Annotated in this window: 12 protein-coding genes and 1 pseudogene; 8 read left to right on the top strand and 5 right to left on the bottom strand. The window is 45.1% G+C overall.

The window, feature by feature from the left end:
• Window positions 1-93 precede the first annotated feature (93 nt).
• From BCU75_RS24840 to BCU75_RS15325, 5 genes and pseudogenes are all read right to left on the bottom strand, one after another.
• A pseudogene (locus BCU75_RS24840) lies at window positions 94-863 on the bottom strand (acetolactate decarboxylase).
• Window positions 860-2,062, bottom strand: coding sequence for a multidrug effflux MFS transporter (locus BCU75_RS15340; RefSeq protein WP_076674269.1), 1,203 nt, complete (start codon window positions 2,060-2,062; stop codon window positions 860-862). The pseudogene BCU75_RS24840 and the gene BCU75_RS15340 overlap by 4 nt, the downstream one beginning before the upstream one ends.
• 9 nt (window positions 2,063-2,071) lie before the next feature.
• Complete coding sequence (locus BCU75_RS15335) at window positions 2,072-3,805, bottom strand: thiamine pyrophosphate-binding protein (protein WP_102465135.1); 1,734 nt, start codon at window positions 3,803-3,805, stop codon at window positions 2,072-2,074.
• The gene (locus tag BCU75_RS15330; protein ID WP_076648891.1) at window positions 3,805-4,497 is read right to left on the bottom strand and encodes a helix-turn-helix domain-containing protein; all 693 of its coding nucleotides are present in this window, start codon (window positions 4,495-4,497) and stop codon (window positions 3,805-3,807) included. Before BCU75_RS15330 ends, BCU75_RS15335 begins: the two co-directional genes overlap by 1 nt.
• Before the next feature lie 1,427 nt (window positions 4,498-5,924).
• Window positions 5,925-6,764, bottom strand: coding sequence for a hypothetical protein (locus tag BCU75_RS15325; RefSeq protein ID WP_102465136.1), 840 nt, complete (start codon window positions 6,762-6,764; stop codon window positions 5,925-5,927).
• A gap of 677 nt (window positions 6,765-7,441) precedes the next feature.
• Between BCU75_RS15325 and BCU75_RS15320 the strand changes: the two genes are divergently transcribed.
• The 8 genes from BCU75_RS15320 to traV all read left to right on the top strand — a co-directional run bounded on the left by BCU75_RS15320 (window position 7,442) and on the right by traV (window position 12,447).
• Window positions 7,442-7,645 carry a TraY domain-containing protein gene (locus BCU75_RS15320; RefSeq protein ID WP_016790704.1) on the top strand — a complete coding sequence of 68 codons (204 nt, stop codon included), beginning with the start codon at window positions 7,442-7,444 and terminating at the stop codon, window positions 7,643-7,645.
• 365 nt (window positions 7,646-8,010) lie between these two features.
• Window positions 8,011-8,208 carry a hypothetical protein gene (locus tag BCU75_RS15315; protein WP_016799707.1) on the top strand — a complete coding sequence of 66 codons (198 nt, stop codon included), beginning with the start codon at window positions 8,011-8,013 and terminating at the stop codon, window positions 8,206-8,208.
• Between the two features lie 472 nt (window positions 8,209-8,680).
• A complete protein-coding gene (gene traA / locus BCU75_RS15310; protein WP_102466545.1) occupies window positions 8,681-8,974 on the top strand; it encodes a type IV conjugative transfer system pilin TraA in 294 nt (97 codons plus the stop codon).
• Between the two features lie 18 nt (window positions 8,975-8,992).
• Window positions 8,993-9,295, top strand: a complete 303-nt coding sequence (traL, locus tag BCU75_RS15305; protein WP_102466544.1) for a type IV conjugative transfer system protein TraL — start codon at window positions 8,993-8,995, stop codon at window positions 9,293-9,295.
• An 8-nt stretch (window positions 9,296-9,303) separates the two neighbouring features.
• Entirely contained in the window at window positions 9,304-9,873 is a 570-nt protein-coding gene (gene traE, locus BCU75_RS15300) for a type IV conjugative transfer system protein TraE (protein ID WP_102466543.1), read from the top strand.
• Window positions 9,870-10,613, top strand: a complete 744-nt coding sequence (gene traK / locus BCU75_RS15295; protein WP_102466542.1) for a type-F conjugative transfer system secretin TraK — start codon at window positions 9,870-9,872, stop codon at window positions 10,611-10,613. Before traE ends, traK begins: the two co-directional genes overlap by 4 nt.
• Entirely contained in the window at window positions 10,603-12,072 is a 1,470-nt protein-coding gene (locus BCU75_RS15290; protein WP_102474348.1) for a TrbI/VirB10 family protein, read from the top strand. The genes traK and BCU75_RS15290 overlap by 11 nt, the downstream gene beginning before the upstream one ends.
• Before the next feature lie 9 nt (window positions 12,073-12,081).
• Window positions 12,082-12,447 carry a type IV conjugative transfer system lipoprotein TraV gene (gene traV, locus BCU75_RS15285; RefSeq protein ID WP_076645891.1) on the top strand — a complete coding sequence of 122 codons (366 nt, stop codon included), beginning with the start codon at window positions 12,082-12,084 and terminating at the stop codon, window positions 12,445-12,447.

Below are 12,447 nucleotides of genomic sequence, written 5' to 3'. Positions count from 1 at the left end.
ACCGATTTGATCAACAACGCCCTCCCACACCCTAAAAGAAAAAATATGATGGATAGATGAAGATTCACTCCCATATCACACCATCCACCATCATTATTTAATACCAGACTCAACATGATTGATAACTTTATTATCAACACGTTCAACATCATGCATTATGTATTCATGATTTGTTGGAAGGTTAATGTTAAAGGTTGATATTGTTTGAACAGAAACTTGAGCACTGTTGATATTAAAATCATAAACATGCCCTGCGGACTTTCGGTCCGATGATATAAAGTGAATATGATATCCCGGTACTGTCATAGGGTAAGCAAATTTGGGAGACCTAAAAATAACAAGACTGCCCTTAATATCTTTAAGATCATTAATAATTTGATTTTTCTCTATGTATTTTTTCAGGTTTCTTTCACTATTATCCGCATCTTTTACAATACTTCTAAATTGAATCGCCTTAAAATCCCCATCAATCCTTAGTGCCTGAAATAAGTTATCGTTGTTAAATCTCTGCTGAAAAAGCTCAACAAACTTTTCTTTGCTGCTTACCTTCGTTACATTAAAAATAGTGTCACGATTGCAAATGGAGTTCGCGTCTTCATCGAGGGACGCATCGTTTCCCCCTTTCCATTCTCAGTGATGAACATTTCATGATCGATAAGAACCATTTCCCCCTGAATACCATTAGAGGTTCCTAGGCCAAAGTTGCCATGACTCTTTAATTCCTCGTAAGTTGTCGAGCCCTCATAGGCCCCCGTTAACGTTGCTCCTGTCACTCCGGCTTGATAGATAACACTTTGACTTTCAGACGAAAAAACAGGAAAAGATAAGACAGAACACAGAGTGATGGTGATAATTTTATTCATGCTACAACAGCCCTTGCCGTAAATTTGTGGATAACCAGATAACCAAAAAAAGAAATTAGAGACAGCGTTAAGATTTCCAATGCCATTGACATCGGGCTGATCTCAAATAAATACCCAAACCAGGAAGCACACAATGAGGAGAAGCCTATCTGTAAAAAGCCAACCACAGCAGATGCGCTGCCAGATTTCTCCGCATTTAAACTAACAGCAGATGAAATACCCAACGTCAAAACAATACCGTTAGACGTGGCCAATAGTGCCATTGGCACAATCAATTGAGCCGCCGACGTAATCTCTGAAAAATAAGAAGATAAGAACAACGCCCCTGCCCCAAAGCAAAAAATCACCAGCCCTAGAAAAAACGTACTATCAATACCAATCTTATTTGTCATCAATTTACTGATCCGAGATCCCACATAAATCATGAAGGCCAGCGGGATATAAAAATAACCAATTTCTTTTTCTGTGTAGCCCAAATCGTGATAAATAAATGACGATTGAGTCAAAAAAGTAAACCAAGTTCCATACAGCATCAAGACACACAATATATACTTCCAAAACTGGCCATTATTCACAACCGAATAATAATCGTACATAATACTACGAAGACTGCCCTCAGAAGATTCTTTTCTTATATTTGTTTCTTGAAAGAAAAATAAGACAAGCAGAACTAATATAACCCCAAAAGTAAAAACAAATAGGAAAGAATAACGCCAGCCAAAATATTCGATAATATAACCACCCATCAAAGGTGCAATCGCCGGAGAGGCCGCAACCATAGGGTAGATAATATTATAGACATGAACAGACTGCTCCCTGCTATACAAATCAGATATAATTGCTCTTCCAACCACGAGCCCTGCACACGCACCACTCGCCTGAAAAAACCTCACGACAATCAATTGCTCAATTGAGTTAATATACATAGCAGCCAATGAGGCGATAATATAAATAACAACCCCAAATAAAATAATAGGCTTACGACCCAGCCGATCAGAAAGAGGGCCATAGATTAATTGGAAACAAGCAAGACCCGCTAAATAAACACCAATTGTTAACTGGACGTAATTCGTACTTGTATTTAAATCATCCGCAAGTGTTCGTAACCCAGGAATATATATATCAGATGCGACTAACCCCATCATGCTCATCATCGTTAATATGACCAGCAAGATGCGTTCATTATATTTTTTATTCATACTATTTTACTATAAAGAGTTGATGTTATTTTTTACATAATAAGAATTTGGCACTGTTGCATCATCTCGACAAATAACATCAATTAAACAGGGGCCATCAAGAGCCAATGCTTCCTGGTATACCGAAGACAGTGATTCAGGATCATCGACTTGATACGCAATTAACCCTAATGCTTCTGCGTATTTTTTCCAATCATGGGTGGGAAGTTGGGTCAATTCAGGAGCAAAGCTTTGATGCTTCTGAGCCTCAACATGAATACCACCATGAGCACTGTTATTGAGTACAACAAACACAACTGGAATGTTATATCTTGCTGCTGTTTGGATCTCATTACCATGCATCAACATGCAACCATCACCCGTAATCACTAAGCTGGTGACTTGTGGATGAGCCAATTTAGCGGCGATACCTGCACAAATTGCCCACCCCATAGGAGCCGTACTGGCTGATGTAAGATACTGATTTGGCTCATAACTTTGCCAATAGTGCGCGCAAAAAACTCGGTGGCTGCCAGAATCAACCGACACTATGCTCTCTCTTGGCGCACACTGTCTCAAGTCTAAAATTGCCTTTGCCGGATGAATTCCAGCAGCAGTACTTTGGTGATCTTCATCAGGGTATAAGGGGACCGATAGCACCGAGTTTAACCATGATAAACTTTTTAGAGGCTTGACACTCTGCGTTGACTGAGCCGCTTCCAGTAACTGGCTAACAAACAACTCTGGTGAAGCAATGACTTTTTTGCCAACTGGCGCGGTGTAAAACTGCCCTAACTTCACTGAACAACAAAACCACTCAGCTCCCCTTGCAAGCTCATCTGTCCAGCAGAGCGTAGAGCGTTGGTCAAAATTAACCCCAAATGCCACGACATGATCAATAGGTTGGTTAAGCAATGCTTCCATTGCTCGTTGATGCCCTGCAAAACCAAAAACACCTAGATATAGCGGATGATCTTCAGGGAACGTACCTTTGGCATCTAAGGTTGCCGCAACAGGAACATTCAAGTTTTCAGCTAGCTGAATAATTTTTTCAGCAAAGCCTCGTTTTCTCGCTTCAGGTCCAACGAGCAATATACTTTTAGAAGTTGGTGATTTTAATTTCTCTAACACCATGTCGACAACTGATGCCTCAGCAGCGATAGAATATTCTGGTAATTCAGGAAGTCGGTGTTCTCCTGTTATCGTCGCTGTTTGCACATCCAACGGTATCTGTAAAAAAGCAGGGGCTTTATTTGGTAGCCCCAAGCGCTCAAAGGCTCTAGAGAGATAATCTGGTAGCCGCTCCGCCCGATTAACCCGTGCAGCTAGGCCTGTGACAGGTTCATAAATGGCGACATCATTGGTCCCTAATGCAGAGCCATCTTGAAACGCACCTTTCGCTTCATAAGTCGTTGGTACATCTCCGCTCAAAGCAAGAATGGGGATACCGTCTGCACGAGCGGAAGCAATCGCTGGCAATAAATTCAACGCACCAGGGCTTAAAATGGATAAAGCGACCCCAATGCCTTCAGACACCCTAGCATACGCATCTGCCATATAGCCTGCGCTGGCCTCATGGGTCACAATAATAGGCGCTAATACGTTCATATTTGTTAAATCTTGCATGAATGGCTGTACCATTTTTCCCGGCAACATGAAAATATGACGAATGTTTTTTTCTTTGAGCGCTTCAAGTATAAAGCTTGATCCTGTCGAAACTTGAGCAGGAACTTCTATTTCTTCATTAACAATACAAATATCCATTAATTTCCTTTAGGCTTATAAAAGCCTCCCTCCATTAAAATTGATTCTGGAATTTTTTTCTTAAGCCCAAGCTGAAATCCTTTTACAATAAGGTCATGGCTTGAGTCACAATTAAGTTTGTTTTTTATTGATACAATATGAGAATCAAATGTACTCGGTGAAATAGATAAATAGTTCGATGCTTCTTTCCTTTTATATCCATTCAAAAATAGAAAGACGACTTCTCTTTCTTTCCGACTTAATTCTTCAATATTTCCTCCATGACTGACGGTATAGCAGTTTGAGGAAAATTTAATAATTTCTGTTCCATAACGATAATCAAATATCATCGCATGTGAAATAATCCCTGACTTATTTCCATTTATATCTTTTATTATTTTCTTTCTAATATGAAGGTTATATTTCTTCCCATTACAGTCAACAATAGGCTCGAAAAGATCGTATTGACTTCCCGATAATATATCCCTTTCATGAGATTGATAAATTTCAGAAAATTCCTTCCAAGGCATATCATCATCTGTCAAACCCAGAACATGCTCTACGGATGCAAATCCTGACATATTCAAAAAGCATGAGTTACAGGCAACCAATTGATGATTTCTATCTTTTACCAATAAAAAACCTTCATCAAACCGAATTAACGGATTTGACTGATAGTATTCAAAGCTATTAATACTTTTTCCTCCGAGCACAAATCTACATTGTGTTCATCAATCATTTGAGCCATCGTTATTGACCAAACTTTGTAGTAACAAGCAAAATACCAAAGGAGCGAGTCGCTCTCTTTTCAATATATGTTATGCCGTTAGTACGAATTTTGATCACAAGTTTTGGCAAAGCACTTTTCTGCGATGACGCCAAGATGATTACGAGACACTTCCTAGATATGTTAACTATTAAAACACGCTAAATTTACACTTAGTTACAATTTAATAAAATAGATATATTCACCATTTTGCACACTCATGCTGTTTCATTCCCCGCCATAACTTGGCTTTGTTGCGGTGGTCATGTGCATGATGCTCTCCCTAAAAAGGAAGTATATGAGCACCGCTAAATGTGAGCGTCAAACCGAACGTCACTTGATTAAAAAATGTTCACTACCTCACCCTGTGTATAACTCCAACGGTGTCATCGAAGTACGACTTTAATCAACTTAAACGCAAACAGATTATTGTCTGACTTTTTTGAAAACCGGATTAGATTTGGTAGGGAAGAAGCACGCCCCTAAGTTTTGTAGAGTATTTGGTCTAAGCGATTTAGGGGCATTTATCAGCTAAAGCAATCCTTCTAATGATTGTGATCACCAATGTTGTTGTAAGCTCTATTCACAAATCAACCTTCAAGATCTTCGCAGAGAATTAATAAAGTTACCTTGTCACTTCCAATCCCATGAGTCGCTGTGCGACGAATACCAGAACGCGCTCACGCAGTGAGTAAGATAGGACTTATCCTCCAGATTAAGTTTAATGAATAGATCATACCAACGGCACGAAAATTGCCCTTCGCCTTGCTAGAATGCGCGAGCGAAGCGAGTAAGAAGTACGTTGTTGGTTGATGTAACTCGTGGTTATTGTGGTGGTTCCACGAAATCTTATGTATATGCTTAGTAGTTTCCTGTCGAATGACAAAAGAAAGATCCAGCGCAGCCAGCGATCGCGTTGTTCTTTTTTAGTTTATCTAATCTTAATGCTGGCTGTGGGTGTCATGGAGCGAAGCGACTGCTGTTGTAAGATCGATCAAATTAGATTTGGGGATGAGACTGACGCGCTATCGCTTGTCGGCTTCACACCGGCTCTACATACAAGTATGTAGCAGCCAGAGTGAACCTTAATTTTCTATCTAATGTTTACTTAAATATTTATTTATATACGAAGTTTAACTACGGAGTACACATAACCGCAGTCCATTTTTTAGTGCCATCTTTGTGCTCTTTTCTTACATGCTTTTATTGCACTCCCTTTTGAAGTTAACATAAAAAGGCGGCTCAGAACGATCGGTAGGGGAGGCACATCAAGGTTAGACTCTGGTAAATACGGAGGATATTGTTGGATCTTCAACCAAAAATACGCTGCAGACGTGCAAAACCCTCCGCCGTTAAGCGGATACTTCTCTATAACTAGTGTGGGGAAGGGGCGTAGTGGGGCATTGCTGTGAACAAGTTAGCCGCGTTCTTAGCAAAATCATTACAACGCGTCGCGTTGTAGATCTCCTGAATGCCAGAAGCAATGGTACGGAAGTTTAGCCAGTCAAAACGCAAGCCTTTCTTTTCCATGCGTTTACGTGAGGCGATAATCAACTCGCAAATATTAGGATAGCGCACCACTTTAATGTCTCTAAAGAAAGCTTCGGTGAATTGCTTGTAAGCCGCTGCGCTGCGCACTGTACCTTCGGCATCATCGACGCACACATTAATGCGCTCACTGTACAAGTAAGTCGCACGTTGCAAGTATCGAATCACCTTAGCGAACGACTTCGGTGAGATATACTCGCCCCAACGTAACGCGTAGTCTTCCTGGAGCTGGTCATAGCTGATGGTTTTCAAACCGGCTTCGGTCGGCACACCGATACGGCCACCAATCAAATCCGTGTTAGGTAAGATACAAGCTAAGACTTTGGCAATCAGCGTTCGGCACTGGATGTTATTGATAGCCGCGCCTCCCCAAGCGAATAGCGCAGGAAACCGTTGTGGATTATTGATAAACTCTTGGCACGCTTTTAAGATAAAAGCGTACTCGTGGGGAAGATTGACCACGTCACCACTACGAAGCAAACGTCGAGCCTTAAAGCCGATAGCGTAATCGTCCTGGTCAAGCTCAGTCTCAGATTGAGCAGGCTTAGGATTGAGCACTTCATGGTGCATCTTAATGAGTTCACGCTTACGCGCTTTACGCATCAAACGGTACGCTTTGTCGTATTGGGATTTGGCTAACGCTGGTGCAAGGTTATCTACAAACATGAGACTCGCCCTCTAAGCCATAACCGAGCCAGATCAGAATGTGAGGATCTGATTTCAATGCGGTTATTACTGAGGTCTGGAGTCTGAGGGTTGCTTGCCATAGGCAAGACACAATGGTCTGATTCATGTTTTGATTCCGCTAGATTTTTGGGTTGTTTGGATTGAGAGTCCAAACAATGAGCTTTCAATTTACACAAGATCGCCAGAAAGATCAAATGCTTAAATTTCAGGCACAAAAAAGCCGTTCACTAGCGGGCGAACGGCTGCTTTGCGAATGCTATATAGTTAGGATCTCACCCCTAACACACTCTCAATTCTTAAAAAATACACTACATAGAAAACTATGTAGTAGCGTGCTATGTAATGCACTTTTCACTCTAAGAATCTGCACTAATTATAGCGCACTTACTTTATGGGGCTCAAGCCTTAAATCACACTTTCACAAAATCGTTTTACATAATGAATATTATACGTAGTTATATCAATAACTTACATGACTTCATTATAATCTGTGATATCTAATCACATATTATACTTTATTTATATAAACTTCATAGTTTTTATATTTATCTAACCGCTCAATTATTAGCCACACCCTCACCATTAAATTAATTATTTCCTTATTTTTCAACATTTTAAAGTGGTTCGCATTATATTAATTATGTTAAATAGCGGTAATGAGCGACGTCATTTTGAGCAAAAAATCATCCAGCCCTAAAGGTACACACGTCAACGTGAAACTCTCTGGCAAACATAACCAAATTCTGGAGAGCTCAACGGCTCACAATCGCCGTACAAAACGCGCGGAAGCCCAAGCTCGCCTAGAGCACCACCTTGAGTTGTTCGGGGTGAACTGGGAAGTCCCCAAAGATAAACCGTAATTTTTTCAAAAAAAGATCCCTAAATGGGATCGCGAACATTCAAAACGATAACCAACTTGCTCTTTAACAACTTGCGCCATGAACGACTTAACACGGAACTTGTTTTGTGTGGGTCACTCCGAGCAAACCAGTGACGGAGGACAGTAATTCACTGAAACAGACCTTATTGACCGCTACGGCGACCGGATGCATGACCTATAGATAATGGAAGTGCATAAGCTGGTATGGCTGAACTGTGTGAATGACCCGAAATGTGAATAAGCCCCGCCTACTGTCTCGGCGGTCAGGTAGAGACAATCTCCAAAGCCTATTTCTACAGTGGGCTTTGGAGAAAACGAAAATAAACCACGCAGAGGAGCGAACCCATGAAATCAAAAATGACCGTCATTCAAGAGCTTAAGTTTTGGGTTGGTGTCATCGAGCAAGCCGCTATTCCTGCCAACGGGGAGCGTTTAACACAAGACGAGCAAGGCGCGTTATCCCAAACGTATAGAGTTCTCGCGCAAACCGCGCTCTACGCAGCGGACAAGCATAACAACACAGGAGAAAATTCAATTAACTGAGCAACCACCGGGCGCTAGGCTTGGCCATTCACTCGCTTTTGGCTGCGATAACGAGGCGAAGCCTCTTGTTGAGACAAAAGGAGTACCGCGTCAGCGGATAGGGTAAACGTTTTTCAATGCTCACTGAGCAGGCATAGATTTTGCCCCTAAAAACGGCATAGAAAACCGTCTGTTCACAGTCAAACTGTGAGTGATGCCAACACTTAACTCACTGGGGAGTCAGTTTTATAAGCGTCTCGCCCAAAACACTCTGTGTCCTATCTACCGTCAGTGATCATTGAAAAGCCAAACCGCATTAAAAATACCACGCCTTCTTGTCTATCCGGCAAGGAGATAATAAGGGGGGAAACCCTCCTTTATCTATTCTCTTTTGCGCTTAACCGCGTGAGTAAACTCTTCCGGTCTTTCGGCTGGTCGCTTTTTGGCGCCGCCTCGCGGTGTCCTAGTACCTTAAAAACAAGGAAACTTTCCTATGCAAGTCAAAAAAACACCTCTTAAACCCCTGCCATGGCTGGCATGCGTGGCCATCCTGTCGGCTACCCTGGTCCAGCCTGCTCTTGCCGCTGACTTATTTGCCACGGGTAAAGACATGGTGAAAGAAACCGCGGGCGATGATTCGGGTATTGAAACCGCGATGCTCGGCTTTTCCGCGCTCAGCGCAGCGGTGGTCGGCATTACATCGCGCAACTGGTTTGGCGCCGTCGGCGGCTTTGCAGGCGGCATGATGTTCTGGGAGGTGGTGAAGCCACTGGTTGGCTTAGCGTAATCATAAGGCGGCGATGACATGGAAAATAAAGCCCAGTATTACGCGATCCCTAAATACCTCAATTCAGGCAAGCGCCTGTGTGGCCTTCCAAGAGAAGAGCTCCTTCCTGCTTTATGCATCTTTGCGCTTGGCTTTTTTGCCAAACACTACGCGATTGGCTTTGTCCTCGCGGCGGCTTGGTTTATGGGATTGAGGTACATAAAAACGCAATACGGTGAACACATCGTCGCCTACGCCCTTTATTGGTGGGGCAGCGCTTCGATTAATAAAATGCTGTTCAAACATACCCCACCGGCGATTAAACGCTATTGGTTGTCTTAAGGAGTCGTATGGAAATTTCGAACAAAAAAGACCTGTTGGCGATGAGTAAGATGCTCAACGTGTTTTTGGCGGTGGGCTTTTTCACCGCCAGCTTCGCCTGTGTGGTGCTCGCGGCGGCGTTGACCTATCTCTCACTCAAAGAGAGCCGAACGCTGGTTCCGCCGACGCTCTCACAAGCGTTTTCGGTGTCCAATGGTGACGTGGATGAATCGTATTTGATGTTGATGGGCAGTTACTTCTTGCACCTGAAATACGACATCACCCCCGCCAGCGTCTCCCGTCAATACGGGTTACTGCTCGATTATGTGCCTGCTGAGTCCTGGTCGGCTGTCCAACCGACCTTGCTGTCGGACGCGCAACAAATCACGACCAGCAACATCTCCAGTCGATTTGTGGCGGATAAAGATGGCGCCTTAGTGGCGTTGGGAACGATGCAGTTCAAACAGGCCGGCACGCTCTACAAGTCTGTAGGTGACCGCGACTTAGCGCCTGAAAAAGTCACGTATGTCGTGCAAATGGCGTACCCCCATGGGGTGCTGGAGCTGATTGGCATTAAAAGAGAAGGAGAACCCTCGTGAAACGCCTGCTGACCTTAGTGCCGTTACTGGCGGCCTTATCAAGCCCGTTATCGCTGGCCGACAATGTGGCGAAACGAGAAATTGATTTTAACGATGGGGACACCATCCCCGTCACCCTGTCTTCCCTTAACATCAACCGTTTGATGGTCAAGGACGATAAAATCGTCAACATCACCTGCCCCAGTGGCTTTTGTACCACGACCGCCAATCAAAAGGATAAAACGGGCTCGGTGTCGCTGAAAATCAACATTCAATTGCCGTTCAATGTTCACGTCACGACCAGTAAGGGGCGGGTCTTCTCCCTGTTTGTGAGCCCGAAAGCGACGCCGTCGGTAGTGACAGAGTTTTTACCCTCGGACAGAGAGCGCCAACAACCCTCAGTGTTTGACCGCGCGTTTGATTACCCCTCAGCGCTGGCCGAATTCACCAAGCAAATGATGCATTGGCAATTCGATGGGACGCCAATTTCCGGTTTCACGGTGCATCCGGTCGACCCTGAAACGTTACCGCCTGACGAGGGCGCTTTACCCCTTATTCCGCAAGTGGTGTTTGTCGGGCAAGACTACTCGGGGATCATTTACGAGGTCCAAAACAGCTCGAATGAGACCGTCACGTTGACCACGGCGCAGTTTTACAGTTACGCGGCGCGCAGTGCGGCGCTCGACCGTTTAACGCTTGGCCCCAATGAACGCACTCAGCTTTACCTGATCACGGGTGGAGGGGTGAGCGATGTTCGATAAATTCAGAGAGCGCTTTTTTAGCGATAAAGAGGGCGATTTTGACCGTGGCGGAGACATCAACGCCGAGACCACCAAACGTAATCAACACATTACGTCCGTGATTGTCTTGTTTCTCGTGTTGGCCGTCCTTGGGGTGTACCAGTACACCCGTCCTAAAACGGTCAAAGAGGCGCCCACGACAGCGGTGGAGTTTGGGGCCATCGTGGATAAAGGTTTCACAGAAAAAGACAACCAGTCGGCCCTCACTCAGCAACAGATGTTGATTGCCACGCTCACCAAAGAGATGAGCGATCTTAAAGGGAAGATGCAAGGGTTTAAAAAAGAGACCGAGCAGCGTATCCGCAGCGCTAAGTTGGATACGGCGTCCTTGGTGGAAGATAAGGTGCGACGTGAAATGCAAAGCACGGTGGACGAGCTGAAAGCGAAGATGGCGGCAATGCAAAGCCCTGCCTCACCGCCTGTGGATGGGTTCAATGATGGCGGTGATGCCACGTATCCCCTATTGGGTGGCGACGAGACGTTTGGACAAGCGAGGCTCCCTCCTCGGCCTCTGCCTTCTTCAGACAACAACCCCAACCTCGACACGCTGGCTTACCCCCCACGTCAGCAACGCTCCTTTGCTCAGCATCAGTTTGATAGCACCGATTTTTCGTGGCAGGAAGAGACCGAAGCGCCCCGCCGAACCACGGACAATTATGTCCCTACTGGCACGTTTGTCACGGCGGTCGTGACGGGCGGCGCGGACGCGAATGCGGGCGTTTTAGGGCAAGGCGATACCACCCCCATGGTCTTTCAGACCTTGAACAACGGCATCTTACCCAATGGTAAGCCCTCCAAACTCAAAGATTGCACCATCACAGGGGCGACCTACGGGGAAATCTCGTCGTCACGGGGCATTGTTCGGACTCACCGCATGAGTTGTATCTTCGACAATAAAGACATTTTGGACGTGGCGGTCAAAGGCACGGTGTTCAATTTTGGTCGTAACGGCATTCGCGGTACCACCATTTTAAAAAATGGCAAAGTAGTACAGATGGCCGGTATCTCTGGCATTTTGACGGGGCTTGGGGAAGCCGGTAAAGGTTTGTCGGAAACCACGTCTACCTCGGCGCTTGGCTCAACGAGCAGCGTCTCTGGCCAAGACATTGGCCTCAACTTGTTGGGGAATGCCACCGCGTCGGTGGGCGCGAAGTTGGCCGATTACTACATCGGACTGGCAGAGATGTATCACCCCATTGTTGAAATCAATCCAGGCTCGGTGGTCAACATCGTCTTTCTGGAGGGGTTCCCGCTCGATCCGCTGGAAGCGGCCGAGTATGAACAGGCCCAAGCCCAAGAGCAGTCCTCTCAATCGAATCAACTCATGGAAGTGATCAGCAACGTGACTCAGAACCCATTAGCGAACCAAATCAGCGCGCAAGGCATCCAAGTGCCGTCGTCGCCGTTTGGTCAAAAATAAGGAAACGTCATGCACAAACTCATTGTGTTTTTACCCTTGTTGCTCGGTGGCTGCGCGGCAGGCCTGGGCGAAGATTTCAGTTGTACGCAGGTGGGCGGCACATCCGGTTGCACCACCATGGATGAGATACGGCGCCAGCCGATGGGGGCCTCGCCGGTGTCTGCGGCGCAAGCGGCCCCTGACAATGTGTTCTTAACGTTGCCACGGCGCGATCGTCAAGGGGTGCCTAAACGCACTCAAGATACGGTGAGAAAAATCACCATTTTCCCATTCACGGACACGCTCGGGCATTACGTCGACACCACGGATATTTACGTGATACTCGATGAAAGTCGTTGGTCTGGGCGTCCCGCTAATGCCATCTGGAAGGATTAA

Source organism: Vibrio splendidus (assembly GCF_002873455.1).
GTDB classification, from domain to species: Bacteria; Pseudomonadota; Gammaproteobacteria; order Enterobacterales; family Vibrionaceae; genus Vibrio; species Vibrio splendidus_J.
Note: the sequence above shows the minus strand (reverse complement) of the source record. Positions and strands in the feature narration are given on the sequence as shown.

What these genes read in the sequence shown, in the direction of transcription:
- BCU75_RS15340 (WP_076674269.1), bottom strand. Translation starts at nt 2,062, where the DNA reads ATGAATAAAAAATATAATGAACGCATCTTGCTGGTCATATTAACGATG.
- traL (WP_102466544.1), top strand. Translation starts at nt 8,993, where the DNA reads ATGGAAAATAAAGCCCAGTATTACGCGATCCCTAAATACCTCAATTCA.
- traA (WP_102466545.1), top strand. Translation starts at nt 8,681, where the DNA reads ATGCAAGTCAAAAAAACACCTCTTAAACCCCTGCCATGGCTGGCATGC.
- BCU75_RS15335 (WP_102465135.1), bottom strand. Translation starts at nt 3,805, where the DNA reads ATGGATATTTGTATTGTTAATGAAGAAATAGAAGTTCCTGCTCAAGTT.
- BCU75_RS15325 (WP_102465136.1), bottom strand. Translation starts at nt 6,764, where the DNA reads ATGTTTGTAGATAACCTTGCACCAGCGTTAGCCAAATCCCAATACGAC.
- traV (WP_076645891.1), top strand. Translation starts at nt 12,082, where the DNA reads ATGCACAAACTCATTGTGTTTTTACCCTTGTTGCTCGGTGGCTGCGCG.
- BCU75_RS15315 (WP_016799707.1), top strand. Translation starts at nt 8,011, where the DNA reads ATGAAATCAAAAATGACCGTCATTCAAGAGCTTAAGTTTTGGGTTGGT.
- BCU75_RS15320 (WP_016790704.1), top strand. Translation starts at nt 7,442, where the DNA reads ATGAGCGACGTCATTTTGAGCAAAAAATCATCCAGCCCTAAAGGTACA.
- BCU75_RS15290 (WP_102474348.1), top strand. Translation starts at nt 10,603, where the DNA reads ATGTTCGATAAATTCAGAGAGCGCTTTTTTAGCGATAAAGAGGGCGAT.
- traE (WP_102466543.1), top strand. Translation starts at nt 9,304, where the DNA reads ATGGAAATTTCGAACAAAAAAGACCTGTTGGCGATGAGTAAGATGCTC.